The organism is Pseudomonas sp. CFBP 8758 (assembly GCF_014841725.1).
In the GTDB taxonomy this organism is placed as follows: Bacteria; Pseudomonadota; Gammaproteobacteria; order Pseudomonadales; family Pseudomonadaceae; genus Aquipseudomonas; species Aquipseudomonas baltica.
The window spans coordinates 289,882-316,843 of sequence record NZ_JACYUK010000002.1 but is presented as its reverse complement, the minus strand read 5'-3'; the positions used below and the strand labels follow the sequence as shown (position 1 = coordinate 316,843).

The following is a 26,962-nucleotide window of genomic DNA, read 5'->3' as shown; positions in this document are numbered from 1 at the left end:
ATGTCTAAATTCTTTATCGACCGACCCATTTTCGCCTGGGTACTTGCCCTGGTGATCATGCTGGTGGGTGGGCTGGCCATTCTCAAGCTGCCCATCAACCAATACCCGGCCATCGCGCCGACCGCCATCGACATCCAGGTCACCTACCCAGGTGCGTCCGCACAGACCGTGCAGGACACCGTGGTACAGATCATCGAGCAGCAGCTCAACGGTATCGACAACCTGCGTTACGTTTCCTCGGAGAGCAACTCCGACGGCAGCATGACCATCAGCGTGACCTTCAACCAGGGCACCAACCCCGACATCGCCCAGGTGCAGGTGCAGAACAAGCTCAACCTGGCCACCCCACTGTTGCCGCAGGAAGTGCAGCAACAGGGCCTGCGCGTGACCAAGTCGGTGAAGAACTTCCTGTTGGTGATCGGCCTGGTGGCCGAAGACGACACGCTGACCCGTGAAGACTTGTCCAACTACATCGTCTCCAACATCCAGGACCCGATCTCGCGGACCTCGGGCGTGGGCGACTTCCAGGTGTTCGGTTCGCAGTACGCCATGCGCATCTGGCTGGACCCGGCCAAGTTGAACAAGTATCAACTGACACCGGTGGAAATCAGCGCCGCGATCAGCGCGCAGAACGTGCAGATCGCTACCGGTCAGCTCGGCGGCCTGCCGGCCGTGCCTGGCACCCAGCTCAACGCCACCATCATCGGCAAGACCCGCCTGCAGACCGCCGAGCAGTTCGGCAACATTCTGCTCAAGGTCGACGCTGACGGTTCGCAGGTACGTCTCAAGGACGTTGCACGCATCGCCCTGGGCGGCCAGAGCTACAGCATCGATGCCCAGTTCAACGGCAAGCCGGCCTCGGGCATGGCGATCAAGCTGGCGTCCGGCGCCAACGCACTGGACACCGCCAAGGCGATTCGCGCCACCGTGGCCAACCTGGAGCCGTTCTTTCCGCCTGGCATGAAAGTGGTTTACCCGTATGACACCACGCCGACCGTGACCGAGTCGATTTCCGGCGTCGTGCACACGCTGATCGAAGCGATCGTGCTGGTGTTCCTGGTGATGTACCTGTTCCTGCAGAACTTCCGCGCCACGGTCATCACGACCATGACGGTACCGGTGGTACTGCTCGGCACCTTCGGCATCCTCGCCGCGTTCGGTTTCACCATCAATACCTTGACCATGTTCGGCATGATCCTGGCGATCGGGCTATTGGTGGACGATGCGATCGTGGTGGTGGAGAACGTCGAGCGGGTCATGGCCGAGGAGCACTTGTCGCCCAAGGAGGCGACCAAGAAGTCCATGGAGCAGATCCAGGGCGCTCTGGTCGGTATCGCCATGGTGCTCTCGGCGGTACTGCTGCCGATGGCCTTCTTCGGCGGCTCCACCGGTGTGATCTACAAACAGTTCTCGATCACCATCGTTTCGGCCATGGCGCTGTCGGTACTGGTCGCGCTGATCTTCACCCCGGCATTGTGCGCCACCATGCTCAAGCCGATCGATCCGGAAAAACACGGCCAACCCAAGCGTGGGTTCTTCGGCTGGTTCAACCGAACCTTCGACCGCAGCGTGGTCAGCTACGAGAACGGCGTGAAGCGCATGGTCACGCACAAGCTGCCGGCGTTCATCGTTTATCTGATCATTTTCGCTGGCATGATCTTCCTGTTCACCCGCATCCCCTCGGCGTTCCTGCCTGAAGAAGACCAAGGCGTGATTTTCGCCCAGGTGCAGACGCCTGCAGGCTCCTCGGCCGAGCGGACGCAGAAGGTCATCGACGAGATGCGCACCTTCCTGCTGGATGGGGAAAACGGCGAAGGCGCCGGTGTGAAGTCGGTGTTCAGTGTCAACGGCTTCAACTTCGCCGGTCGTGGCCAGAGTTCGGGCCTGGCGTTCGTCATGCTCAAACCCTGGGGTGAGCGCGACGCCGAGACGACTGTGTTCAAGATCGCCGAGCGGGCGCAGAAGCATTTCGCCAGCTTCCGCGATGCCATGGTTTTCGCCGTGGTCCCGCCTTCGGTATTGGAACTGGGTAACGCATCGGGCTTCGACTTCTACCTGCAGGATCAGGGCGGGGTTGGCCACGAAAAACTGCTGGAGGCACGTAACCAGTTCCTCGGCATGGCCGCCCAGAGCAAGATCCTGGCGGGCGTGCGTCCCAACGGTCTGAACGACGAGCCGCAGTACCAGCTCACCGTGGATGACGAGAAGGCCAGTGCCCTGGGCATCACCTTGTCGACCATCAACCAGACCCTGTCCATCGCTTTGGGCGGCAGCTACGTCAACGACTTCATCGACCGCGGTCGGGTGAAGAAGGTCTATGTGCAGGGCGAAGCGGCAGCGCGGATGACCCCCGAAGACCTGAACAAGTGGTACGTGCGCAACGACTCCGGGACCATGGTGCCGCTGTCGGCCATCGCCACCGGTGAGTGGATCTACGGTTCGCCCAAACTGTCGCGCTACAACGGCGTGGCGGCGATGGAAATCCTGGGTACGCCGGCACCGGGCTACAGCTCGGGTGACGCCATGGCCGAGGTCGAGGCGCTGGCAAAGAAACTGCCTGATGGCATCGGCTACTCGTTCACCGGCCTGTCGTACGAAGAACGTCTGTCCGGCTCGCAAGCCCCGGCGCTCTATGCGATATCGCTGCTGTTCGTGTTCCTCTGTCTGGCAGCCCTGTATGAAAGCTGGTCGATCCCGATCGCGGTGCTCCTGGTGGTGCCGCTGGGTGTGATCGGTGCGCTGATCGCCACCAGCATGCGCGGCTTGTCCAACGACGTGTTCTTCCAGGTGGGCCTGTTGGTCACGGTGGGGTTGGCGGCGAAGAACGCCATTCTGATCGTCGAGTTCGCCAAGGAACTGCACGAACAGGGCAAGAGCCTGGTCGATGCAGCAGCCGAGGCATGCCGCATGCGTCTGCGGCCGATCATCATGACGTCCCTGGCGTTCATCCTCGGCGTTGTCCCGCTGGCGATTTCCAGCGGCGCAGGTTCGGGCAGCCAACATGCAATCGGCACCGGGGTGATCGGCGGTATGATCACCGCCACCGTCCTGGCAATCTTCTGGGTGCCGATGTTCTACGTGGCCGTGTCGTCGATGTTCAAGAGCAAATACGACAAGGAACACGAGAAGGACAAGGGCAACGACAAAGCCATTACACACGAAGAGGCTGGCCAATGAGCAAGTCACTGATATCCATCGCTGTCGCCGCCTTCGTGCTCGGCGGCTGCTCGATGATCCCCGAGTACCAGCAGCCTGCCCTGCCAGTGGCCGAGCAGTTTCCGCAAGGCGAGGCCTACGCGCCCGCCGATGCGGCCGAAGTGGCTGCGGCCGAGCAAGGCTGGCGGCAGTTCTTCACCGACCCGGCGCTCGAGCGCCTGGTGCAGGTGGCGCTGGAGAACAACCGCGACCTGCGCGTGGCGGCCCTGAACATCGAGGCCTACCGGGCGCAGTACCGCATCCAGCGCGCCGATCTGTTCCCGGCGATCAACGCCGACGGCACCGGTACGCGTCAGCGCACACCGGCCGACCTGTCACAGCTCGGCGAGTCGGGCATCTCCAGCCAGTACGGGGTCACCCTGGGCGTCAGCGCCTATGAACTGGACCTGTGGGGCCGCATCCGCAGCCTCAACGAACAGGCGCTGCAGACCTACCTGTCCAGCGAAGAGGCACGTCGTTCCACCCAGATCAGCCTGGTGGCCAACGTGGCCAATGCCTACCTGACCTGGCAGGCCGACCAGGCGCTGCTGAAACTGACCCAGGACACCCTGGGCGCGTTCGAGCAGAGCCTCAAGCTGACCAGCCGCAGCACCGAAGTGGGCGTGTCCTCGGCCCTGGACCTGAGCCAGGCGCGCACCGCGGTGGAAACCGCCCGGGTCAGCCTGGCCCGCTACCACCGCCAGGTGGCCCAGGACCGCAACAGCCTGACCATGCTGCTGGGCACGCGCATTCCGGTGGACCTGCCCGAAGCCCGTGGCCTGGATGCCGACCTGCTCAGCGAAGTGCCCGCAGGCATGCCGTCGCAGCTGCTGACCCGGCGCCCGGACATCCTCGAAGCCGAGCACGCCTTGCTGGCCGCCAACGCCAACATCGGCGCGGCTCGCGCAGCGTTCTTCCCCAGCATCAGCCTGACCGCCAACGCCGGCACTTCGAGCCGCCAGTTGTCCGGCCTGTTCGACGCCGGTTCCGGCAGCTGGTTGTTCTCGCCCAGCATCAGCCTGCCGATCTTCAACGCCGGTGCGCTGCGTGCAAGCCTGGACTACTCGAAGATCCAGAAGGACATCAACATCGCCAACTACGAGAAGGTCATTCAAACGGCCTTCCAGGAAGTGTCCGACGGCCTCGCCGCACGCAAGACCTACAACGAGCAGTTGCAGGCCCAGCGTGACTCGGTACAGGCCAACCAGGATTACTACCGCCTGGCAGAGCGTCGCTATCGGATCGGTATCGACAGCAACCTGACCTTCCTCGATGCCCAGCGCTCGCTGTTCAGTGCTCAGCAATCGCTGATCACCGACCGGCTTTCGCAGCTGACCAGCGAGGTCAATCTGTACAAGGCCCTGGGTGGCGGCTGGTACGAGCGTACGGGCCAGGCCCAGTTGGCACAGCCAGCGCAGGCGCCGAAAAGCTGAAGCGCAACGTTGCAAGAAAAAACCACCGCCTGCGGTGGTTTTTTTATGCAGGTCAGGCGGCGACGTCGGCACGAACAGGGTAGCCCCTGAAGAAAATGTCACACGGGACTGGCCGAAAGTTCAATCTTGAGCAATAGTGGTCTGATGACCAGATAACTGACTTGTTATTAACCAGTTAGTTAGTGTTCGGTTATCGCACGTATTCCCGTGCGGTCGGTTGAATCGGGCGTCACCCCAACGCACCATCCGCGCAACACTTAGAAACATGCATGACCTGCTCGTACAAGCGTGCGTCAATCATAAAATCAATAACAATAGGTTTACCCCATGCGCCAGCACTTCCGTCGTTCACCCCGTCTGTTGCCCAACCTGATTGCGCTGACCGTTGCCACGGCCGCCCTGCCCTCCTTTGCGGCCGAGTCCGGCTTCCTGGAGGACGCCAAGGTAGGGCTGAACCTGCGCAACTTCTACTTCAACCGCAATCACACCAACCCGGCCTTCCCGCAGAGCAAGTCCGAGGAATGGACCCAAAGCTTCATTCTCGATGCCAAGTCCGGCTACACCCAAGGCATGGTCGGCTTCGGTGTGGACGTGCTGGGCATGTACTCGGTCAAGCTCGACGGCGGCCGTGGTACCTATGGCACGCAGTTGTTGCCTGTGCATGACGGCAATGACCCGGCCGACGATTTCGGTCGGTTGGGTGTGGCCGCCAAGGCCAAGATATCCAAGACCGTGCTCAAGGTCGGTGAATGGATGCCGGTGCTGCCTATCCTGCGCTCGGATGACGGGCGCTCGCTGCCGCAGACTTTCCAGGGCGGACAGGTCACCTCCCAGGAAATCGACGGCCTGACGCTATACGGCGGCCAGTTCCGCAAGAACAGCCCGCGCAACGACGCCAGCATGGAGGACATGTTCCTGCAGGGCCGCGCCGGCATCACTTCCGACCGCTTCAATTTCGTCGGTGGCGAGTACACCTTCAACGGCAAGAACACCCTGGTCGGCCTGTGGAATGCCGAGCTCAAGGACATCTACCAGCAGCAGTACCTGCAGATTCTCCACAGCCAGCCCTTGGGCGACTGGACCCTGGGTGCCAACCTGGGCTTCTTCCATGGCAAGGAGGACGGCAGCGCACGGGCCGGTGACCTGGACAACAAGACCTGGTCGGCGCTGCTGTCGGCCAAGTACGGCAGCAACACCTTCTATGTCGGTCTGCAGAAAGTCACCGGCGACAATGGCTGGATGCGCGTCAACGGCACCAGTGGCGGCACCCTGGCCAACGACAGCTACAACTCCAGCTACGAGAACGCCAAGGAGAAATCCTGGCAGTTGCGCCATGACTTCAACTTCGCCGGCGTGGGCGTACCGGGGCTGACACTGATGAACCGCTACATCAGCGGCGACAATGTGCACACCGCCACCGTCACCGACGGCAAGGAATGGGGCCGCGAAACCGAACTGGCCTACACCGTGCAGTCGGGCACCTTCAAGAGCCTGAACATGCGCTGGCGCAACTCGACCATGCGCCGCGACTACAGCACCAGCGAGTTCGACGAAAACCGGGTGATCGTCAGCTATCCGCTGAGCATTCTGTAACCCTCGCGCCGGTGACGGGCATGTCGCCCGCACCGGCCCGCTCGGGCGTCACTGGCGGGATTCGACGCCCAGCTCATCCCATACCGATTCGGCCAGGTGAAACGTCGCGTTGGCCGCCGGAATGCCACAATAGATGGCGCTCTGCATCAAGACTTCCTTGATCTCTTCACGGGTGACACCGTTGCTTGCCGCCGCACGCAAGTGCAGCTTGAGCTCGTCGTTGCGATTCATGCCGATCAGCATGGCGATGGTGACCAGGCTGCGGGTGTGCCGCGGCAGGCCCGGACGGGTCCAGATATCCCCCCACGCATGGCGGGTGATCATCTCCTGGAACTCGGTATTGAACTCGGTCAGGTTGTTCAGGCTGCGTTCCACATGGGCATCGCCCAACACCGCTCGCCTGACTTTCAGGCCTTCTTCGTAGCGTTCTTTTTCGTCCATGGACGTGCTCCTTCAGCGCAACAGAAATTCGACGACGCGGGCACTGAAAGGCGCACCGACTTCGACGTTGGACAAATGCGCCGCGGCAAACTCGGCGTACTGCGCACCGGCCACCTGCTCGACGATGAATTGCGCGTCGGCGGGCGTGGTCACAGCGTCCTCGGTGCCTGCGATCACCAACAGCGGTACCTGGATGGCACCCAACTGCTCGCGGAAATCGGCGTCGCGCACGGCCGCGCAGTTGGCGGCGTAGCCTTGGGGCGAAGTGGCCGCGAGCATGTCGGTGATGCGCCGGGTTTCGCCCGGGTTGGCTTCGGCGAACGCCGGGGTGAACCAGCGCGCGATGGAGGCGTCGCGCAGCGACTGCATGGCCGCCTCGCCCTGCCCAAGGACCATTTCGATCCGAGGGTTCCAGACGTCCTGGGTACCGATTTTCGCCGCCGTGTTGCAGATCACCAGCTTGTGCAGGCGCTCGCCAGCGTTGATCCCCAGCCATTGGCCGATCAAGCCGCCCATGGACAGCCCGCAGAAGTGCACCTTGTCCAGTCGCAGGGCATCGAGCAGCGCGAGCACGTCGCCACCCAGCTGCTCGATGGTGTAGGTGCCCGGGGTCACCAGGGATTGGCCATGGCCACGGGTGTCGTAGCGCAGCACCTGGAAATGCTCGGTGAAGGCGGCCATCTGGCTGTCCCACATGTGCCGGTCGGTGCCCAGCGAGTTGGACAGAACCAGTACCGGCTTGTCCTCGGGGCCTTGCAGACTGTAATCGAGTTCGCCGTCGGCGAGTTGTACCTGTGCCACGCTCATCTCCTCACGCATTCAAAAGATCGTGTTCGGCGACCGCCCGTTCGACCCAGACCCGGGCCTGGCCCAGGTAATGCGAAGGGTCCAGCAGACGGTCCAGTTCATTGGCGTCCAAATGCTCGGTGACCTGCGGCTCGTCGCCGAGCACTGCGCGCAGATGCCGGCCCTGGGCGACGGCCTGTTTGCAGCACTGTTCCAGCACATGATGGGCGCGGTCGCGACCGATCCGCTGGGCCAGCACGATGCTGACGGCTTCGGCCAGCACCAGGCCGTGGGTCAGTTCCAGGTTCGCCAGCATCCGCCCATCGTCTACCTGCATACCGTCGGCGATGGCCAGCGCCTGCTGCAGCGCGCCGGACACCAGGCAGCAGATCTCCGGCAGCGTTTCCCATTCGGCGTGCCACAGCCCCAGGCTGCGCTCGTGTTCCTGCGGCATGGCGCTGAACAGCGTGGCCAGCAGGCCCGGCACTCGGGTGGCGGCGCCGATCAGCACCGCCGCACCGACCGGATTGCGCTTGTGCGGCATGGTCGAGGAACCGCCCTTGCCCGGCGCGGACGGCTCGAACACTTCCGCCGCTTCGGTCTGCATCAACAGGCTGATGTCCCGGCCCAGCTTGCCCAGACTGCCGGCCAACAGGCCCAGCACCGAGGCCAGCTCGACCAGTCGGTCGCGTTGGGTATGCCAAGGCTGCTCGGGCAGATTCAGGTGCAGTTCCTCGGCCAGCGCCTGGGCCACCGGCATGGCTCGATCGCCGAGGGCGGCCAGGGTGCCCGAGGCACCGCCGAACTGCAGGCAGGCCAGCCGCGGCCTGAGCTCGCGCAGGCGCTGCCGGCTGCGGGTCAGGGCGCCGAGCCAGCCAGCGATCTTCATGCCCAAGGTGACGGGTGTGGCGTGTTGCAGCCAGGTTCGTCCGGGCATCACCGTGGCCGCATGGCGGCGAGCCTGCAGGCTCAGGCCGTCGGTCAGCAGGCGCAGGTCGGATTCGATCAGCTCAACTGCCGCCAGCAGCTGCAGTACCAGCCCGGTGTCCATGACATCCTGGCTGGTCGCCCCCAGATGCACGTAGCGCTCGGCCTCGGCGTCGGTGGCGGAAATGACCTTGCCGAGCATCTTGACCAAGGGAATGGCCGAGTTGCCAGCACTGGCAATGGCCTGCGCCAAGGCCTGGAAGTCGTATAGCTGGGCCTTGCACGCGGCCTCTATGGGAGAGACTGCCGCGCTGGGGATCACACCGACCCGCGCCTGGGCGCGAGCCAGCGCGGCTTCGAAATCGAGCATGCCCTGCACCCGGCCATGGTCGCAGAAGATCTGGCGCATGGCCGGGGCGGTGAAGTAGACATCGAACAACTGATTGTTCGGCGGTTGGTCCATGGAGCTCCCCTGCAAGGGCGCGCCAGCGATGGCGCGCCCTTGGGTTTAATGGTCGGTATGCAGGTACTTGGGCTGCTTGGGCAGCCGCAGGCTGAACAGGAAGGCGATGGCCATCATCACCGTGACGTACCAGTAGAACGCGTTTTCGTTGCCCATGTTCTTCAGGTTCAAGGCGACGAACTCCGCTGAACCGCCGAACACCGCGTTGGCTACCGCGTAGGCCAGGCCGACGCCCAGGGCGCGCACCTGCGGCGGGAACATCTCGGCTTTGACCAGGCCACTGATCGAGGTGTAGAAGCTGACGATGGCCAGGGCCAGGGTGATCAGCACGAACGCCAGGAACGGGCTGGTGACGGTCTTCAATGCCATGAGGATCGGCAAGGTGCACAAGGTACCGAGCCCGGCGAACCAGAGCATGGAGGTGCGTCGGCCGATGCGGTCGGCGAGCATGCCGAACAGCGGCTGCATGCACATGTACAGGAACAGCGCGCCGGTCATGATCAGGCTGGCGGTCTTGGCATGCATGCCTGCGGTATTGACCAGGTACTTCTGCATGTAGGTGGTGAAGGTGTAGAAAATCAGCGAGCCGCCGGCGGTGTAGCCCAATACGGTGATGAAGGCTGCGCTGTGATTCTTGAACAGCCCGGCGATGCTGCCGGCGTCCTTGTCGTTGCGCGTTTCGGCGGTGCTGGTTTCCTTCAGCGTACGGCGCAACAACAGCGAGATGATCGCGGCGACGGCACCGACGAAAAACGGAATGCGCCAGCCCCAGGCCCGCAGTTCCTGCTCATCGAGAAACTGCTGGAGGATGACCACGGTCAGCACGGCCAGCAGTTGCCCGCCGATCAACGTTACGTACTGGAACGACGCGAAGAAACCACGCTGGCCACGCAGGGCGACTTCGGACATGTAGGTCGCCGTGGTGCCGTATTCACCACCTACCGAGAGACCCTGGAACAGCCGGGCCAGCAACAGGATGATCGGTGCCCAGACACCGATGGTGGCGTAGGTCGGCAGGCAGGCGATCACCAGCGAGCCAGCGCACATCATCAGCACCGAGATCATCATGGAGTTCTTGCGGCCATGCTTGTCGGCCACGCGGCCGAACAGCCAGCCACCGATCGGCCGCATCAGAAAGCCTGCGGCGAACACTCCGGCGGTGTTGACCAGTTGCACGGTTGGATCGTCGGAAGGAAAGAAGGCTGGGGCGAAATAAATGGCGCAGAAGGCGTAGACATAGAAGTCGAACCACTCCACCAGGTTGCCCGATGAAGCGCCGACGATCGCGAATATGCGCTTCTTGCGCTCCTCACCGGTGTAATGAACTGTTGTCATGTTTTAGTTCTCATTGAGGTCGGTAAAGGCTAGACATAACCTGTTACAACCTCAGGCACAAGGTGATTGGCGGTCTGGGAGGTTGAGGGTTGGCTTTAGGGCCTCTTCGCGGGCAGAGCCCGCTCCCACAGGAGCCTGCTCCCACAAGAACATTTGATCTATGTGGGAGCGGGCTTTCTGTGGGAGCGGGGCGGGCGGCGAGCCCTCTGCCCGCGAAGAGGCCAGTGAAGCCCCCTCAAACCCGCTCGATCGCCAACGCCAGACCCTGCCCTACCCCCACGCACATCGTCGCCAGCCCGCGCTTGCCGCCACTTTTTTCCAACTGATGCAGCGCGGTCAACACCAGCCGCGCCCCGCTCATGCCCAATGGGTGCCCCAAGGCAATCGCCCCGCCGTTGGGATTGACCTGCGCCGCGTCGTCCGCCAGCCCCAGCTCGCGCAGCACGGCCAGGCCCTGGCTGGCGAACGCCTCGTTGAGCTCGATCACGTCGAAGTCCTCGACCGCCAGGTCCAGGCGTTCCAGCAGCTTGCGCACTGCCGGTACCGGACCGACGCCCATTACCCGTGGCGCCACCCCGGCACTGGCCATGCCCAGCACCCGGCCACGGGCCGTCAGGCCATGCTTCTGCACTGCCTCGGCACTGGCGAGAATCATGGCGGCGGCGCCGTCGTTGACACCCGAAGCATTGCCTGCGGTCACGCTCTTGTCGGCGCCGTTGACCGGCTTGAGCCTGGCCAGGGTTTCCAGGGTGGTATCGGCACGTGGATGCTCGTCCTGCTCGACCACGGTGTCGCCCTTCTTGCCGGGAATGCGCACTGGTACGATTTCCTCGGCGAAGAAGCCCGCCGCCTGGGCGGCAGCGGTGCGTTGCTGGCTGCGCACGGCGAAGGCGTCTTGGTCCTCACGGGAAACCCGGTAATCGTCAGCCACGTTGTCGGCGGTCTGCGGCATCGCATCCACGCCATAGTGGGCCTTCATCAGCGGGTTGATGAAGCGCCAACCGATGGTGGTGTCTTCCAGCTTCATGTTGCGGGAGAAACCGGCATCGGCCTTGCCCATGACGAAGGGTGCGCGTGACATCGATTCAACACCACCGGCAATCGCCAGCTCCATCTCGCCACTGGCAATGGCGCGGAACGCCGTGCCCACCGCATCCATGCCCGAAGCACACAAGCGGTTGAGGGTCACGCCCGGCACGCCTTCGGGCAGGCCGGCCAGCAGCAGCGCCATGCGTGCGACGTTGCGGTTGTCTTCGCCCGCCTGATTGGCGCAGCCCATGAACACTTCGTCGACCTGCGCCCAATCCACCGTCGGGTTACGCTCGAGCAACGCCTTGATCGGCACGGCGGCGAGGTCGTCGGCACGCACGTTGGCCAGGCTGCCGCCAAAGCGACCGATGGGCGTACGTACCGCATCGCAAATGAATACGTCACGCATCATGCTTCTCCCGGCGCTTGGCCATGGGCGGCCGCGGTGCGTGCTTCCAGGGCGCGCAACGCCTCCAGTTCGGTGGTATCGGGCTCGGCCGTGGTCTGCACGTCGTCGGCGAAGCGGACCTTCCAGCCGGTGGCAGCACTGATCTGCTCGCGGGTCACACCGGGGTGGATGGAGGTGACCACGAACTCGTTGGTGCCGGCCTCCGGTTCCATGATGCACAGGTCGGTGATGATCCCCACCGGGCCTTGGCCCGGCAGGCCCAGGCGCTTGCGCGAGTCGCCGCCGTCACCATGGCCCACCGACGTGAGAAAATCGAGCTTCTCGACGAAGCTGCGGTGCGACTGCTTGAGGATGATCAGCACGCTCTTGGCGGAACCTGCGATTTCAGGCGCTCCGCCAGCGCCCGGCAGGCGTACCTTGGGCTGATGATAGTCGCCCACCACGGTGGTGTTGATGTTGCCGAAACGGTCGACCTGGGCGGCGCCGAGGAAGCCGACGTCGATACGTCCACCCTGCAGCCAGTAGCGGAAGATCTCACCCGTCGGCACGACGGTGTCGGCGGTTTCCGCCAACTCGCCATCGCCGATGGACAAGGGCAGCACGGTGGGTTTAGCGCCAATCGGACCTGATTCGTAGATCAGCACCACGTCCGGCGAGGAGGTCAGACGGGCCAGGTTGGCGGCCTTGGACGGCAGGCCGATGCCGACGAAGCACACCGCGCCGTTGCGCAAGCGCCGCGCAGCCGCGACGGTCATCATCTCGTTGGTGGAGTAAGTCATGGGGTCACCTGCGCTGCGCTGGCCAGTTTCGCCTGGTATTCGCTGAAGTTCTGCGTGCCACGGATGTAGGTGTCGATCCAGGCGGTAAAGGTCTGTCGGTCTCGCGCAATAGGATCCCAGGCTTGGTAAAACACGTTGTCGCGCTCGGTGTAGCCGTGGGCGTAGGACGGATGTGCCCCACCCGGTACGTGGCAGACCGCAGTCAGTGCCCAGGTCGGCAGTACGCAGGCGTTCATGGGGGCCTGCAGGTCGTCGACAATTTCTTCCACCGTGACGATACAGCGCTTGGCGGCCAAGGCGGCCTCCTTCTGCACGCCCAGGATGCCCCACAGCAGTACGTTGCCCTTGCGGTCGGCTTTCTGCGCATGGATCACGGTGACATCGGGGCGCACCGACGGCACCGCTGCCAGCACTTCGCCGGTGAAGGGGCAGGTCACCGTCTTGATCAGCGGGTTGACCTTGGGCAGATCGGAACCGGCGTAGGCCCGCAACACCGCAAACGGCAGGCCCGAGGCGCCGGCCACATAGGCATTGGCCAGGTCGGCATGGCTGTGTTCTTCGATCTCCAGCGCTTGCGGCCACTGCTTCTCGACGGCGTCGCGCAGTCGATGCAGCGAACCGACACCGGGGTTGCCGCCCCACGAGAAGATCAACTTGCGAGCGCAACCGGCGCCGATCAACTGATCGTAGATCAGGTCGGGGGTCATGCGCACCAGCGTCAGGTCTTTCTTGCCTTGACGAATGATCTCGTGACCTGCAGCGGTTGGAATCAGGTGGGTGAAGCCTTCGAGCGCGATGGTGTCGCCATCGTTGACGAATTGCTTCACCGCGTCGGTGAGCGACAGAATTGCAGCCATGTGGGCAGGACTCCTCGGTACTGTGAGCCATCTTGTTTGAATGAAGCTGGCATACAGGTTAGGGCGCCAGCCTCACACGAACAATCCGATTATCGACTATCTGTTCGATTATCGAACAGTACAGCGGCGCGCTTCAGGTAGCGTCGGCGTGGCTGACGCGCCCCTTGATCAACAAGGCCACGGTGGCCAGCACGGCGGGGACGACCAGCGCAGTCAGCACCTGTTCGAAATCCCAACCCAGGCCGAGCAGTGTCGCGCCCATCCAGGCACCCAGAATTGCACCGAAACGGCCGATGCCCAGCATCCACGACACACCGGTAGCGCGTCCCTGTGTCGGATAGAACCGCGCGGCCAGCGACGGCATCGCCGACTGCGCGCCGTTGACGCACATCCCGGCGATCAGCACCAGCGTCGCCAGCACGGTGATGTTGCCCAGGCTTTGCCCTACCGCGTAGGCGAATACGCCAGCCAGCAGGTAGAACGTGGCAATGACCTTGTGCGGGTTGAACCGGTCCATCGCCCAACCCACGCCTACGGCACTCAGTACACCGCCGAACTGGAACAGCGCGCCGATGAAGGCGGCCTGCTCGAGGCTCGCGCCGCTGTCGCGCATCAGCGTCGGCAGCCAGCTGGTCAACAGGTAGACGATCACCAGACCCATGAAATAGGTGAGCCACAGCAGCAAGGTGCCGGCACGGTAGGTGCCCGAAAAGATCACGGCCAGGACGTTGCTCGCTTTGACGGTTTTCTGTTCGGGAACGCTGAAACGCTCGGCCCGCGCCACTTGCTCAGGGTCGATCGGTGCAAGGGTACGACGGATTTTTTCCACGCTTTTGTTGCGTACCACCAGGTACCGCGCCGACTCGGGCAGCCAGACCATCAGCACTACCGCCAGCAGCAGCGGCAGCACACCGCCGAGCAACAGCAGGCTGTGCCAGCCGAAGGCAGGAATCAGCTTGGCGGACATGAACCCGCCACCGGCCATGCCCAGGTTGAAACCGCAGAACATGCTGGTCACCAGCAGCGAGCGAAAGCGTTCGGGGGTGTATTCGGACAACAGCGTGGTGGCGTTGGGCATACCCGCGCCCAGCCCCAAGCCGGTGAGAAAGCGCAGGATCAGCAGTTGATCGACGTTGCTGCTGTAGGCCGATGCCAGGCTGAACCCGCCAAACACCAGCACCGCCCCAACCAGCACCACCTTGCGCCCGAAGCGGTCGGCCAAGGGCCCGGAGCCCAGCGCGCCGAACACCATGCCAATCAGCGCGGCGCTCATCACCGGCCCCAGGCTGGCCCGGTCGATGCCCCACTCCTGCGACAGCGCGGGCGCGATGAAGCCCATGGCGGCGGTGTCCAGGCCATCGAGAAAGACGATCAGGAAACACAGGATGACCACGCGCCATTGGTAGCGCGACAGCGGTCGGTCGTTGATCAGGGTCTGCACATCCAGGCACACCCCTGCAGCGTTGGCAGGTCTGTTCATTATTGTTCTTGTCATTGTAGTTATTCGGGAAAGACGGGCACATCGACACATGCCTGAGCAGTCGATGCGATGGACATTAGTCAGCGCGCCCCGGCCCGGTCAATCGCGCACCTGCAGATGTGTGCGGTCACCGCACACTGCAATGCCCACCCTGGCCACGATGGTTCAAGCGAACAGTTGCGCACTCAAGTCGCGGCTGGCAGCCAGCATGATCGGCAGGAAGCGTTGCTCCAGTTCCGCCCGCGTCACTCGACCGGCGTGGGTACTGACGTTGAGCGCCGCCAGCACCTGCCCCGACGCGTCGTACACCGGCACGGCAATCGAACGCAGGCCCTGCTCCAGCTCCTGATCGACGATGCACCAGCCCTGCTGGCGAACCCGCTCCAGGCATTCGAGCAATGTCACCTTGCTGGTCAAGGTACGGCTGGTCTTGGGAGCAAGGTCGGTGTGCTGCAGGTATTCGTGCAACGAGGCGTCGTCGAGCGCGGCGAGCAATATGCGGCCCATGGAGGTGCAATACGCCGGCAGCCGGCCGCCCACCGACAGGTCCACGGAGATCAGCCGCTGGGTCGTGGCCGAGCGCGCGATGTAGAGGATATCGTCGCCTTCGAGCGTGGCCATGTTGCAGGCTTCGTGCAGCTGCTCGCTCATGCGATCCAGATACGGCTGTGCAGACACCGCCAGAGGTGTCGACGACAGGTAGGCATGGCCAAGGGTCAGGACCTTGGGCAACAGCGAGTAGGTGCGCCCATCGGTGGTGGCGTAGCCCAACTTGATCAGGGTATGCAGGCAACGTCGCACGGCGGCCCGAGGGATTTCGGTGCGGTGGCTGATCTGCGCGATGGTCAGGTGTCGCTTGCGCTCCTGGAATGCCTGCACCACCGCCAGCCCGCGGGCCAGCGAGGTCATGAAGTCGGGATCGCCGGTAAACGCCTGGATGCGCTTGGCCGGCGATGCCACGATCGGCGGAGCCAGGGAGCTGAACGCAGTTCGCTGGGGCACTGTCGAGGCTGCCGGTGGAGTGTCTTCGCTCATCAAACTGCCCTCTGGATACTGGGAACTGCCCAGGGCGATTATCGAACCAGCGGGCGATAATCGCAAACCTGTGCAGCGGGCGTTTCGTGGCCGGTGCTGAAACTTATCCCTGTTTGCGTTTTCCTAGTGTGTATCGAGTTGAGCTACACACATTCGATGACAGGCCCAGGTGCCCCGTTGACACTGCGACTCGCTACAATGCGTTCGCCAACTGGCACGGCGCTCGAGAAACCCTGTCAGCCGGTTTCAACTTTCCAATTATCAGAGTAATGAATGTGACGAAAGACGAACTGCGCGCGCAACTGGAGCGCCAGGAACAACGTTACAAGGAAGTCTACGGCGGCGAGATCACCACCTACGCTGCTCAGCCGGAACCCGAACGCAAACCTTGGCGCAAACGCGCCAGCATTGTCGATCTGGCGTTCCAGGAAGAGATCCAGAAGATCGAAAAAGACCTGCAACAGCCTAACGCCTGATATTGACGTGGCACGACGCACCGCGCCGGCCCTACCACGTCAATTGCCATCAAAAATGCGTCATGTGGCGACAGATTTCATACGCCCGTTTGAATTATTCAGGATTGTATGCGGGACGTTGCCTGCTACCGATAGCCCGAATTTTCGGGGCCAAGGTGCCTGCTGCATTGGCGTCAGCCCTCGCCACTGCCTGCTGAATGCCGGAAAAGCGGACCCACCGGTCAGCGCCTGGGGGGTCATAACGCCTCGATTTCTGGCATAATCGCGCCCCCTCAATGGCCCGGTCACAAAACCTTCATGATCGAATTATTCAGCGCACTGGATGCGTGGGTGTTGGTCAGCCTGTTCTTAGCGCTGGCGTTTGTTCTCACCTTCGAATTCATCAACGGCTTTCATGACACCGCCAACGCGGTGGCCACAGTCATCTACACCAAGGCAATGCCGCCGCACCTGGCCGTATTCCTGTCCGGTATCTTCAACTTCCTCGGCGTGCTGCTGGGCGGCGTTGGCGTGGCCTACGCGATCGTCCACCTGCTGCCGGTGGAGTTGCTGATCAACGTCAACACCGGACATGGCCTGGCCATGGTGTTCTCGCTGCTGGCCGCGGCCATTACCTGGAACCTGGGCACCTGGTATTTCGGCATTCCGGCCTCGAGCTCGCACACCCTGATCGGCTCGATCCTGGGCGTGGGTCTGGCCAATGCCTTGATCAACGACATCCCCCTGGGCGACGGCGTGAACTGGCAGAAGGCAATCGACATCGGCGCCTCGCTGGTGTTCTCGCCCATCGCCGGCTTCGTGGCGGCGGCCCTGGTGCTGATCGGCCTGAAATGGTGGCGTCCGGCGTCCAAGATGCACAAGACCCCGGAGCAGCGGCGCAAACTGGACGACAAGAAGCACCCACCGTTCTGGAATCGCCTGGTGCTGGTGTTGTCGGCCATGGCCGTGAGTTTCGTGCACGGTTCCAACGATGGCCAGAAGGGCATCGGCCTGATCATGCTGGTATTGATCGGTATCGTCCCGCAGCAGTTCGTACTTGACCTGAACTCGACCACCTACCAGATCGAGCGGACCCGCGACGCGACCCAGCACTTGAGCCAGTTCTACCAGCGCAACCAGGCCACCCTGGGTGAATTCCTGGCGCTGGGCAAAGCCCAGCAGGGCGATCTGCCAGAGAAGTTCAGCTGCAATCCGCAGCAGACCGAACCTACCATCGCAGCGCTGTTGAGCACACTTGAAGGTGTCTCCGACTACCATTCGCTGGCGGCCGAGCGTCGCATCGAAGTGCGTCGCTACCTGCTCTGCCTGGATGACACGGCGAAGAAGGTCGGCAAGTTGCCAGCACTGGAGCCGCGTGAGAAATCCGACCTCGAGAAGCTGCGCAAGGACCTCACCGCAACCACCGAATACTCGCCGTTCTGGGTCATCCTGGCCGTGGCCCTGGCCTTGGGCACCGGCACCATGGTCGGCTGGAAACGCGTGGTGCTGACCATCGGCGAGAAGATCGGCAAGCAGGGCATGACCTACGCCCAGGGCATGTCGGCGCAGATCGTCACAGCGTGCGCCATCGGCGCAGCCAACGTGTTCAGCCTGCCGGTGTCGACTACTCACATCCTCTCCTCGGGCGTCGCTGGCACCATGGTGGCCAACAAGAGCGGGCTGCAGGGCGGCACGGTGCGCACCATCATGCTGGCATGGGTGTTGACCCTGCCGGCCTCAATGGGCCTGGCGGCCGGGCTGTTCTGGTTGGCGAGCCAACTGGTCGGCTAGGTAATGAGCGACAGTTGCAGAAAAGGCGCCCGCGGGCGCCTTTTTGCATGGGTGGGAAAACGCTGGACGCTACTTGCGCTTGCTGCCGCCCAGCAAAGACCCCATCAAGCCGCGGACCAACTGACGACCGAACTGGTTGGCCGCCTGGCGCATCGCTGACTTCAATGCCTGCCCCGCAGCGCCACTGAGAAACTCGCCGGCCTTGTCGGCCAGGCTTGGCGCGGGCGGCTGTGCAGGGTCCGCGGCGGGCGCCAGCTTGCGCGCGGTCAGCAGTTCATAGGCGGACTCGCGGTCCACCGGCTGATCGTAACGCCCGGCCAGTGCAGAGTTGCGGACCACGGCGGCACGCTCGGCGTCCGTCAGCGGGCCGATACGCGACTGCGGCGGCGCGATCGAGACGCGCCGGACCATCGCCGGGGTGCCTTTCTCCTCCAGCGTTCCGACCAAGGCCTCGCCGGTGCCCAGCTCGGTCAGCACCGCCAGGGTGTCGAACGCGGGGTTGGGGCGGAAACCTTCGGCAACCGCCTTGAGCGCTTTCTGCTCTCGGGCGGTGAACGCCCGCAGACCGTGCTGGATGCGCAGGCCCAGTTGGGCCAGCACCGCATCGGGCAGGTCGCTGGGCGACTGGGTGACGAAGTACACGCCGACGCCCTTGGAGCGAATCAACCGCACCACTTGCTCCAGGCGATCCTGCAGGGCTTTGGGGGTGCCGTTGAACAACAAGTGGGCTTCGTCGAAAAACAGCGCCAGCAACGGCTTGTCGGCGTCGCCGCGCTCGGGCAATTGCTCGAACAGCTCAGCCAGCAGCCACAGCAGGAAGGTGGCGTAGACTTTCGGCGCCTCGTGCACCAGGCGGCTGGCGTCGAGCAGATGGATGCGGCCGCGGCCATCGGCGTCGGGGTGCAGAATGTCTTCCAGGCGCAGGGCCGGCTCGCCGAACAGCGCTTCGGCGCCCTGCTGCTCCAGCGTGGCAAGGCGGCGCAACAGGGCCTGGCTCGAGCCCGTGGTCATCAGCGCGCTGTCGTCACCGAGCAGCTCTGGGTTGTCCCGGAGGTGGTTGAGCAGCGCCTTGAGATCCTTGAGGTCGAGCAGCAGCAAGCCTTCGCGGTCGGCTACCTTGAAGGCGGCGTACAGCGCGGATTGCTGGCTGTCGGTGAGTTCCAGCAGGCTGCCCAGCAGCAGCGGCCCCATTTCGCTGAGCGTGGTGCGCAGCGGATGGCCGGACTGCCCATGAATGTCCCAGAGGGTGACCGGGCAGGCCTGGGGGCGGTACTCCAGCCATGGCATCTGCGCAATCCGCTCGGCGATCTTGCCCTGCGGATTGCCACTGGCGCCCAGGCCGCACAGATCACCCTTGATATCGGCGGCAAAGACCGCCACCCCGGCCTCGCTGAATGCCTCGGCCAAGCGCTGCAGGGTGACCGTCTTGCCGGTTCCAGTGGCACCGGCGATCAAACCGTGGCGGTTGGTCAGGCGCAGGTCCAGACCCACCGGCTCACCGCTCAGGTCGGCACCGAACAATACGTGTCGGGCATCCGTCATGTTGCACCTCTGCTGTTATTCAATGAAGCCTGACCCAGCGTAATGCCAAACCGGCCGGTGTGCAGAAAAAAATCCTGGGTGAATCCAAGTCGCTGACGAATCACGCCGACGCGGCTATCATCTCGCCCACGACGGCCCGATGCCGGCCCATACGGACTCTTCCATGCAGCGCACTCGCCTTTCCCCTCCCGCGAACCTCGCGGCGACTCGCCTACCATGAGTCGTATGCTGTGGCTGGTTCTGATCATCGCCGTCGCCGTGCTCATTCCCATCGTCATGGGCGGCAGCGAAATGCTCCAGCGCCTGCGCGGGTTCTCGCTGCTTCTGCTATTGGGCATGTTCGGCATGATCTGCGTCGGCTGGGTGGTGAATGCCATGCGCCTGCGGCTGCTGCTGGCCGAGCAGGCGGCACGCATCGGTCGGCTGAAGACGGTTGCGGTAGTGATGGCGGCAGAGTTCGCCTATTGCGCAACCCCGGGCGGCAGCGGCGCACCACTGACCCTGCTGGCCTTGCTGGGACGCCAGGGCATTGGCGCGGCCAAGACCAGCGCCGTGTTCGCCATGGACCAGCTCAACGACCTGATGTTCTTCTTCTTCGCCCTGCTGTGCATTCTGGTCTACGCGCTGTTTCACAACCTCAGCCAGGCACTGGAAAGCATGCTGCTGGCCAGCGGAGTTCTGATGACGGGCGCATTGATCGCTTGTGCGGTACTGGCGCGCTATCACCGCCCGGTGATCAAGATCAACGGCCGGCTCCTGCAACTGCTGCGCATCAAGCCCGCCACACGAAGGCGCTGGGCGCGCAAACTGCTGCATTTTCTCGACGCTTTCGCTGACAACTTCCGCCTGCCCCGCAGCGTGCTCGCCCAGGTGTTTGCCTTGACCTGCGTGCACTGGACACTGCGCTACAGCGTGCTGTATTTCACTTTGCAGGGGCTGGGCAGCGAGGTGGACTGGGCGTGGAGCTTTCTGATTCAGATGCTGGCCCTGAGCGCCGGCCAGTTCAGCCTGTTGCCCGGCGGCGCGGGCGCCGCCGAGCTGGCCTCGGCCGCCCTGTTGGCGCCCATGGTAGGCAAGTCGACCGCTGCCGCCGCCATTCTGATCTGGCGGCTGGTCACCTACTACTTCTACCTGATCGCCGGCGGCCCGGTGTTCGTCGCCCTGTTGGGCAAGCCCTTGCTCAACAAGCTGCTGCGGGCCCGCCAGGCTTGACTGCAGCGGGCGTGTCGACGTCGCTGGCAGGCTCGCCCTGCGGCTGTTCCCGCCACTGCTGCGCCCACAACGCCTCGGCACCCGGAAAATCGGTGCCGTGCTCCTCGCTCAGCGCCTCGGGATCGTAGCGGCTCGCACAGCCCGCACCGAGCACCGGCAACGGCTTGGCACTGGCCTTGTCGCCCGGCTCGCCCATGCTCAGCTGAAGACTACGGTCTTGTTGCCGTGCACCATCACGCGGTCTTCGAGGTGATAGCGCAGACCACGGGCCAGGACCATTTTCTCGACATCGCGACCGAAGCGCACCATGTCGTCGATGCTGTCGCTGTGGCTGACGCGAACCACGTCCTGCTCGATGATCGGGCCGGCGTCCAGCTCCTCGGTGACGTAGTGACAGGTGGCACCGATCAGTTTCACGCCGCGCAGCGAGGCCTGGTGGTAAGGCTTGGCGCCGACGAAAGACGGCAGGAAGCTGTGGTGGATGTTGATGATCTTGCCGGCATAGGCCTGGCACAACTGCGGTGGCAGAATCTGCATGTAACGCGCCAGCACCACGACATCGGCCTGGTGCTGATCGACCAGGCGCGAGACTTCGGCGAACGCCGGCAGTTTGTCCTGAGGGTCGACCGGCACATGGTAGTAGGGAATGCCATGCCATTCGACCATGCTGCGCAGGTCTTCGTGGTTGGACACCACGCAGGCGATGTCGCAGTCCAGCTCGTTGCTGTGCCAGCGGTGCAGCAGGTCGGCCAGGCAGTGGGATTCGCGGCTGGCCATGAGCACCACGCGCTTCTTCTGCGCGGTGTCGGTGACCCGCCATTCCATGGCGAATTCTTCGGCGATGGGCGCGAAGGCTTCGCGGAAGGCGTCGATGTCGAACGGCAGGGTGTCGGCACGAATTTCGTGGCGCATGAAGAACCAGCCGTTCTGGTCATCGGAGTGGTGGTTCGATTCGCTGATCCAGCCGTTGTGGGACGCCAGGAAATGGCTGACTTTGGCAACGATGCCAACGCGGTCCGGGCAAGCGGTCACCAGCCGAAAAGTGCGCATGTATTCAAACTCCAGAAACTTCGCAAAGGGCGCCATTCTAGCGGTTGACGGCCGAATCTGCAGTATTGATTGCAGCCTTTCAAGCGTGTCGCACATCCGCCCCGCTCCACCGAACGGGTCGGCCGGCACACTGTCGATGGAGTCACAGGTATTAAATAGATCTGCCCGGTAATGACATGAAAAATCATTCACCTCGATGTTGCAGGCACTGACGGTATCAACGCAGTGTTTCCGTTAAATGTTTACTTGGCCTCGGTGGATGCTTATTATCACGACACTGTTTCCACTGACACTTGCATTACCGAGGTATGACCATGTCCCTGATCAACGAATATCGCGCAACCGAAGAGGCAATCAAAGAGCTTCAGGCACGCTTGAAGAACCTGTCCGAAGACGACAAATTGCAAACCGAACTGGAATTCGAAGGCAAACTGCGCACCCTGATGGGCGAATACCAGAAATCACTGCGCGACATCATTGCCCTGCTGGATCCGGAAGCCAAGTTGAACAAGGCACCGCGCCCTGCCACAGGCAAAGTTACCGGCACCAAGCGCGCGCGCAAGGTCAAACAATACAAGAACCCGCACAACGGTGAAGTCATCGAGACCAAGGGTGGCAACCACAAGACCCTGAAAGAATGGAAAGCCAAATGGGGTGGTGACGTGGTCGAAAGCTGGGCCAGTTTCCTCGGCTGATCGCTACATCGTTTGGATCGCAGTCTGTAGATCACAGCCTGTAGATAAAAAAACGCCAGTCCTGTGACTGGCGTTTTTTATGGCCGCGACTTCAATTCAAGTCGGCTGTAGGCCCAGGCGCGCCGCCAGTGCCTGCGCGTAGGTCTGCCAGTGATTCAGCACCTGGGTCTGCGCCGGATCGGCCTTGACCATGCAGTCGGCCAGCGCGGCATTGAAACCTTGCAACGTATTGGGCGCACCCAATAGTGGATCACTCAAGCGCTGTTGGCAGAATTGCAACCAACGCTGTGTTTCAAGAGGATTCAGGGTATGCGGAAAGTTGCGCGCCCTGTAACGGAACAACAATTCAGGCAGGCGCTCGTCATCGAATACCCACTGAGCTGTCGCCAACTGTTCTGGATCCAATGTGCGAATCCGTTCGCACAATAACCGGTCGCGGTCACCGATGAACCCGTCATACAACTGTTGTTCCGGATCGACACTCTCGGAAAACGCCTGCGCTTGATACAACGGTGACAATTTGTAATGCCATTGCGGTTGGGCATCGCACAAACGCATTGCCCGAGCTTGATAAAGCGGCTTGTCCAGATTCAGGCGTTGCCAATCTTCGTCGCGCAGTACGCCGAGCGGGGCTATTACCGGGCAGCGATTGATGTGCAGAAGTTTCAAAGGCAATGGCGCCTCGCCCTCCGCGAGATCCTCGCGGCGTTTGTACAGACGCTCTTGCAATACCTCGATACTTTGCTCGATCAACGGCTGCGGATCATGAGCCAGGTCGTAGACAATCAAGGCATTGCGATTCTTTGGATGCCAAGCCAATGGCAACACCACTGCGGCATAGCGTCGCGCTGCGCCGAATTGCCCGGAAACATGTACCAGCGGCTGCAACAGCTGGATGTTTTCCTGCACCCGTTGTTTGCCACGCAATTGGAACAGCCAGTCGTATAGCCGAGGCTGGCGCTGGCGAATCAAGCGCGCCAGCGCAATGGTCGCACGCACGTCGGACAACGCATCGTGCGCTTGACCATGGTCGATGCCGTTGGCGGCCGTGAGCAACTCCAGGCGCATGCTCGCCCGTCCGTCTACCTGCGGCCAGTGGATGCCCTCGGGGCGCAGCGCATAGGCAGCGCGGACCACGTCGATCAAATCCCAACGGCTGTTGCCACCTTGCCACTCGCGCCCGTAAGGGTCGAAGAAGTTGCGATAGAGGCTGTAGCGGGTCATTTCATCGTCGAAGCGCAAGGTGTTGTAGCCGGCCCCGCAGGTACCGGGCATCGCCAGCTGGGCGTGGACCCGGGTCATGAAGTCGGCCTCGCTCAGGCCGCGATCGGCCAGGCGCTGCGGAGTGATGCCGGTGATCATGCAGGCTGCCGGATGCGGCAGAATATCGTCGCTGGGCTGGCAGTACAGGTTGACCGGCGCGGCGATCTCGTTGAGGTCTGCATCGGTGCGGATGCCGGCGACCTGCAAGGGCCGATCGCAGCGCGGATTGATACCGGTGGTTTCGTAGTCGTACCAGAAAATGCTGGAAGTCACTGAGGTGTCCTGTGCGCAGTTGCGCGACAGTGTAGAGCCCTGCCCCGCATGAGGCCACGGTTGTCGGGCGGCCTCAGCCCCGGCGCCGAAACACCGCCACGCTCAGGCGATCCATCCAGCCGAAAATGCGTTGCTGAACCCGCCCCCAGAACGGCCGACGGCGCCAATCGGCCAGGCTGACTTCATGGCTGGCGGCGAAGTCGGTGATGAAGCTGCGCTGCACCGCCTCGGTCAGGCTGGGGTCCAGCGCTTCGAGGTTGGCTTCCAGATTGAAGCGCAGGTTCCAATGATCGAAGTTGCACGAACCGACACTGACCCAGTCGTCGATCAAGACCATTTTCAAGTGCAGGAAACAGGGTTGGTATTCATAGATCTTGACCCCGGCCTTGAGCAACTTCGGGTAATAGTTATGGCCGGCATAGCGTACCGATGGGTGGTCGGTGCGCGGACCGGTGAGCAACAGCCTGACGTCGATGCCGCGGCTGGCGGCGCGACGCAGCGAGCGGCGGACCTTCCAGGTCGGCAGAAAATAAGGTGTCGCCAGCCAGATGCGGCGCTGTCCGCTGTTCAGTGCGCGCACCAGTGACTGCAGAATGTCGCGATGTTGCCGGGCATCGGCGTAGGCGACCCGACCCAGCCCCTGGCCGCCGTCGGGCATGGGCGGCACGCGCGCCAAGCCGAAATGGGTAGGCGGACGCCAGGCGGTGCGCCGCAGGTTGGCGCGCCATTGGCGGTCGAACAGCATCTGCCAGTCAGCGACCAAGGTGCCGGTCATGGCCACCATTACCTCATGCCATTCGCTGACACTTTCATTCGGCTGCCAGAACTCGTCGGTGACACCGGTGCCGCCGACCATCGCCCATTGCTGGTCCACCAGCAACAGTTTGCGGTGGTCGCGGTAGAGGTTGCGCACGCCCCGGCGCCAACTGATCGGGTTGTAGAAACGCAGCTCCACCCCGACGTCGATCAACTGCGCGCGCAGTTCTGCGGTGAAGGCCAGCGAGCCGTAGTCGTCGAACAGGCAGCGTACATGCACGCCCCGTGCGGCCGCCGCGTGCAGTGCCTGGACCACGGCCTGGGCACAGGCGCCGGCCTCCACCAGGTACAGTTCCAGATCGATCGCGTGCTCGGCCTCGCCGATGCGCTCGAGCATGCGCGGGAAGAACTGCGGCCCGTCGATCAGCAACTCGAATTCGCTGCTCTCGCGCCACGGAAACACCGGCCCGCCCATGTCAGCGCCCCTGCATGACAGATAGGGTCGCTTGCAAGCCGTTCGATTCACGCATGGGCAGTCCTGTAACCAGGTGGATGGAGACATCGGTGGCGGGTGCAGGCAGACCAGGTTCGGGCCGGTTCATCCGTCGCTCCCGGGAATCAATCGGCAGCCTTGCCGGGGCCCAACCCAGGCCGCCGTATTGCTGCGCCCCAGGCCGCTGGCCATAACCCGCCGCTGGCCAGCGTCCTCGCTCAGGCTGCTGAGCGGCAGATACTGCTTGATGTAGCTCTGACAGTAGCCGGCACTGTTTTGCAGCACATAGCGGCACGAACAGTATTCCTTCGCTGAAAAGGCGCTGAGAATGTCGGGAAAGGCCAGCAACTGCGTGCGTTCGTGCCACAGCCAAGTGGCCGCCGCCAGCGACAGCAGCAGGCCGAGCGCCGCCCAGGCGCGCTTGCCAGTGCTCATTGGCCACCCGGTGCGGCGAAGGCGGCCACGATCCGCTGCAACAGCGCATCGTGGCTGAAGCTGCCATCGCGGTCATCGGCATAGCGCACCACCACCAGGCGTTGCTCGGGCAGCACGTACAGCGCCTGTCCCCAATGCCCCAGTGCCGCCATGGTGCTGCGCGGAGCATGGGGCCAGGCCATATTGCTGTTGAGCCACCAGTGCGCGCCTGCTGCGGGCTCTCCCGCAACGTGCTCACTCGGGGCGAACGGCGTGCGGTTGAAGGCCACCCACGCCTGCGGCAGCAATTGCCGGCCACGCCATTGACCATCGCGCTGCATCAGCAGGCCCACCCGGGCCAGATCGCGCGCGGTCAGGTAGGCATAGGACGAGGCGACGAATGTGCCGCTGGCATCGGTTTCCCACACCGCCTGGTCGATACCCAGAGGCGTGAACAACGCCTGCCAGGGATAGTCCGGGTACTCGTGCAGGCCGACCATATTGCGCAGCGCTGCGGCAAGCAGATTGCTGTCGCCACTGGAGTAGCGGAAATGTTCGCCGGGCACGTAGGCACGCCGGTGGCTCGCGGCATAGCTGGCCATGTCGTGATGACCACGGGTGTAGAGCATCGCCACCACCGAGGAATTGAGCGGTGCATATTCGTAGTCTTCCTGCCAGTCCAGCCCCGACGCCCAGTGAAACAGGTCCTGCACGCGTATATCGCGGTGCTGGGCAAGGGGCTGGAAATAGTCGGCGGCGGCATCCTGCAGGGCAAAACGCCCTTCGCCATAGGCCACGCCCATTACCGTGGCCAGCAGGCTCTTGCTGATCGACCAGGTGGCATGCACCCGGTCGGCAGCACCGGGGCCGGCGTAGCGCTCGTAGACGATCTCGCCGTCGCGGACCACCAGCAGCGCATCGGTGCGCACGCCTTCGCGCACGGCGTCATCGCGGGCGACGAACGCGTATTGCTCCAGGGCGGCAATGGCCGGCGACGCCGGTGCCGGTGCCTGGCTCCATCGCTCGGATGGCCAATTCTGCGCACACACCGGTAACGCGCACAGCAGAGAGATCGACAGGATAAGCAGACGCGGCATGCGGGGAAGGCTCGTGATCGAGGTTGGAGCGAGTGTGCAGTGCGGGTATGACAGCCGTTCGCTGCAAGAGTTGTGTGGCGTATGGCGGTCGAGGGCTGTCACGCAAGCATCACCAAAGCTTCATGGTGATGACACCGGGTCTTCCTAGGCTGGCCATGC

23 protein-coding genes are annotated in these 26,962 nt (G+C 63.2%); 7 read left to right on the top strand and 16 right to left on the bottom strand.

Translation table 11 applies throughout. The annotated features are described in order from the left end of the window. The 3 genes from IFT75_RS05270 to IFT75_RS05260 all read left to right on the top strand — a co-directional run bounded on the left by IFT75_RS05270 (nt 1) and on the right by IFT75_RS05260 (nt 6,221). Nucleotides 1–3,177, top strand: coding sequence for an efflux RND transporter permease subunit (locus IFT75_RS05270; protein ID WP_122479407.1), 3,177 nt, complete (start codon nt 1–3; stop codon nt 3,175–3,177). Beyond that, the gene (locus tag IFT75_RS05265) at nt 3,174–4,628 is read left to right on the top strand and encodes an AdeC/AdeK/OprM family multidrug efflux complex outer membrane factor (RefSeq protein ID WP_122479408.1); all 1,455 of its coding nucleotides are present in this window, start codon (nt 3,174–3,176) and stop codon (nt 4,626–4,628) included. Before IFT75_RS05270 ends, IFT75_RS05265 begins: the two co-directional genes overlap by 4 nt. A 327-nt stretch (nt 4,629–4,955) precedes the next feature. Beyond that, complete coding sequence (locus IFT75_RS05260) at nt 4,956–6,221, top strand: OprD family porin (protein ID WP_122479409.1); 1,266 nt, start codon at nt 4,956–4,958, stop codon at nt 6,219–6,221. Between the two features lie 48 nt (nt 6,222–6,269). Here the strand turns inward: IFT75_RS05260 and pcaC are convergent, their stop codons facing one another. From pcaC to pcaR, 9 genes are all read right to left on the bottom strand, one after another. Then, nucleotides 6,270–6,662, bottom strand: coding sequence for a 4-carboxymuconolactone decarboxylase (gene pcaC / locus IFT75_RS05255; protein ID WP_185793997.1), 393 nt, complete (start codon nt 6,660–6,662; stop codon nt 6,270–6,272). Nucleotides 6,663–6,674: 12 nt separating this feature from the next. After that, on the bottom strand, nt 6,675–7,463 hold the full coding sequence (gene pcaD, locus IFT75_RS05250) for a 3-oxoadipate enol-lactonase (RefSeq protein ID WP_192053654.1): 789 nt from the start codon (nt 7,461–7,463) through the stop codon (nt 6,675–6,677). Between the two features lie 10 nt (nt 7,464–7,473). After that, nucleotides 7,474–8,838, bottom strand: a complete 1,365-nt coding sequence (locus IFT75_RS05245; protein ID WP_192053652.1) for a 3-carboxy-cis,cis-muconate cycloisomerase — start codon at nt 8,836–8,838, stop codon at nt 7,474–7,476. A 45-nt stretch (nt 8,839–8,883) separates the two neighbouring features. Further along, complete coding sequence (locus IFT75_RS05240; protein WP_122479412.1) at nt 8,884–10,173, bottom strand: MFS family transporter; 1,290 nt, start codon at nt 10,171–10,173, stop codon at nt 8,884–8,886. 235 nt (nt 10,174–10,408) lie between these two features. Continuing rightward, nucleotides 10,409–11,614: a 3-oxoadipyl-CoA thiolase gene (pcaF, locus tag IFT75_RS05235; protein WP_185794000.1), complete on the bottom strand. Its 1,206-nt coding sequence runs from the start codon at nt 11,612–11,614 to the stop codon at nt 10,409–10,411. Further along, on the bottom strand, nt 11,611–12,390 hold the full coding sequence (locus tag IFT75_RS05230) for a CoA-transferase subunit beta (protein ID WP_122479414.1): 780 nt from the start codon (nt 12,388–12,390) through the stop codon (nt 11,611–11,613). Before IFT75_RS05230 ends, pcaF begins: the two co-directional genes overlap by 4 nt. Continuing rightward, complete coding sequence (locus IFT75_RS05225) at nt 12,387–13,247, bottom strand: CoA transferase subunit A (RefSeq protein ID WP_185794001.1); 861 nt, start codon at nt 13,245–13,247, stop codon at nt 12,387–12,389. Before IFT75_RS05225 ends, IFT75_RS05230 begins: the two co-directional genes overlap by 4 nt. Before the next feature lie 133 nt (nt 13,248–13,380). Beyond that, nucleotides 13,381–14,727: an MFS transporter gene (locus IFT75_RS05220; protein WP_185794002.1), complete on the bottom strand. Its 1,347-nt coding sequence runs from the start codon at nt 14,725–14,727 to the stop codon at nt 13,381–13,383. A gap of 165 nt (nt 14,728–14,892) precedes the next feature. Beyond that, on the bottom strand, nt 14,893–15,762 hold the full coding sequence (gene pcaR / locus IFT75_RS05215; RefSeq protein ID WP_185794003.1) for a pca regulon transcriptional regulator PcaR: 870 nt from the start codon (nt 15,760–15,762) through the stop codon (nt 14,893–14,895). A gap of 275 nt (nt 15,763–16,037) precedes the next feature. Between pcaR and IFT75_RS05210 the strand changes: the two genes are divergently transcribed. Continuing rightward, complete coding sequence (locus tag IFT75_RS05210) at nt 16,038–16,238, top strand: hypothetical protein (RefSeq protein WP_122479727.1); 201 nt, start codon at nt 16,038–16,040, stop codon at nt 16,236–16,238. A 297-nt stretch (nt 16,239–16,535) separates the two neighbouring features. After that, entirely contained in the window at nt 16,536–18,008 is a 1,473-nt protein-coding gene (locus tag IFT75_RS05205; protein WP_122479418.1) for an inorganic phosphate transporter, read from the top strand. A 69-nt stretch (nt 18,009–18,077) separates the two neighbouring features. Here IFT75_RS05205 and IFT75_RS05200 read toward each other — a convergent pair whose 3' ends face one another. Then, nucleotides 18,078–19,550, bottom strand: coding sequence for a helicase HerA-like domain-containing protein (locus IFT75_RS05200; RefSeq protein ID WP_192053650.1), 1,473 nt, complete (start codon nt 19,548–19,550; stop codon nt 18,078–18,080). 216 nt (nt 19,551–19,766) lie between these two features. Here IFT75_RS05200 and IFT75_RS05195 point away from each other — a divergent pair, with 216 nt between their 5' ends. Next, nucleotides 19,767–20,762 carry a lysylphosphatidylglycerol synthase transmembrane domain-containing protein gene (locus IFT75_RS05195; RefSeq protein ID WP_192053648.1) on the top strand — a complete coding sequence of 332 codons (996 nt, stop codon included), beginning with the start codon at nt 19,767–19,769 and terminating at the stop codon, nt 20,760–20,762. Here IFT75_RS05195 and IFT75_RS05190 read toward each other — a convergent pair. After that, the gene (locus IFT75_RS05190) at nt 20,731–20,958 is read right to left on the bottom strand and encodes a hypothetical protein (RefSeq protein ID WP_192053646.1); all 228 of its coding nucleotides are present in this window, start codon (nt 20,956–20,958) and stop codon (nt 20,731–20,733) included. The genes IFT75_RS05195 and IFT75_RS05190 overlap by 32 nt on opposite strands. A 2-nt stretch (nt 20,959–20,960) precedes the next feature. Next, the gene (purU, locus tag IFT75_RS05185) at nt 20,961–21,812 is read right to left on the bottom strand and encodes a formyltetrahydrofolate deformylase (protein WP_192053644.1); all 852 of its coding nucleotides are present in this window, start codon (nt 21,810–21,812) and stop codon (nt 20,961–20,963) included. A 314-nt stretch (nt 21,813–22,126) separates the two neighbouring features. Between purU and mvaT the strand changes: the two genes are divergently transcribed. Further along, nucleotides 22,127–22,507, top strand: a complete 381-nt coding sequence (gene mvaT, locus IFT75_RS05180; RefSeq protein ID WP_122479728.1) for a histone-like nucleoid-structuring protein MvaT — start codon at nt 22,127–22,129, stop codon at nt 22,505–22,507. Nucleotides 22,508–22,603: 96 nt separating this feature from the next. Here mvaT and sbcB read toward each other — a convergent pair whose 3' ends face one another. The 4 genes from sbcB to IFT75_RS05160 all read right to left on the bottom strand — a co-directional run bounded on the left by sbcB (nt 22,604) and on the right by IFT75_RS05160 (nt 26,803). Next, nucleotides 22,604–24,043 carry an exodeoxyribonuclease I gene (gene sbcB, locus IFT75_RS05175; protein ID WP_192053642.1) on the bottom strand — a complete coding sequence of 480 codons (1,440 nt, stop codon included), beginning with the start codon at nt 24,041–24,043 and terminating at the stop codon, nt 22,604–22,606. A gap of 73 nt (nt 24,044–24,116) precedes the next feature. Beyond that, nucleotides 24,117–25,274 carry a phospholipase D-like domain-containing protein gene (locus tag IFT75_RS05170; RefSeq protein ID WP_192053640.1) on the bottom strand — a complete coding sequence of 386 codons (1,158 nt, stop codon included), beginning with the start codon at nt 25,272–25,274 and terminating at the stop codon, nt 24,117–24,119. Between the two features lie 123 nt (nt 25,275–25,397). Beyond that, entirely contained in the window at nt 25,398–25,727 is a 330-nt protein-coding gene (locus IFT75_RS05165) for an amidase (protein ID WP_192053638.1), read from the bottom strand. Beyond that, nucleotides 25,724–26,803: a serine hydrolase domain-containing protein gene (locus IFT75_RS05160; protein WP_192053636.1), complete on the bottom strand. Its 1,080-nt coding sequence runs from the start codon at nt 26,801–26,803 to the stop codon at nt 25,724–25,726. Before IFT75_RS05160 ends, IFT75_RS05165 begins: the two co-directional genes overlap by 4 nt. Nucleotides 26,804–26,962: the final 159 nt, after the last annotated feature.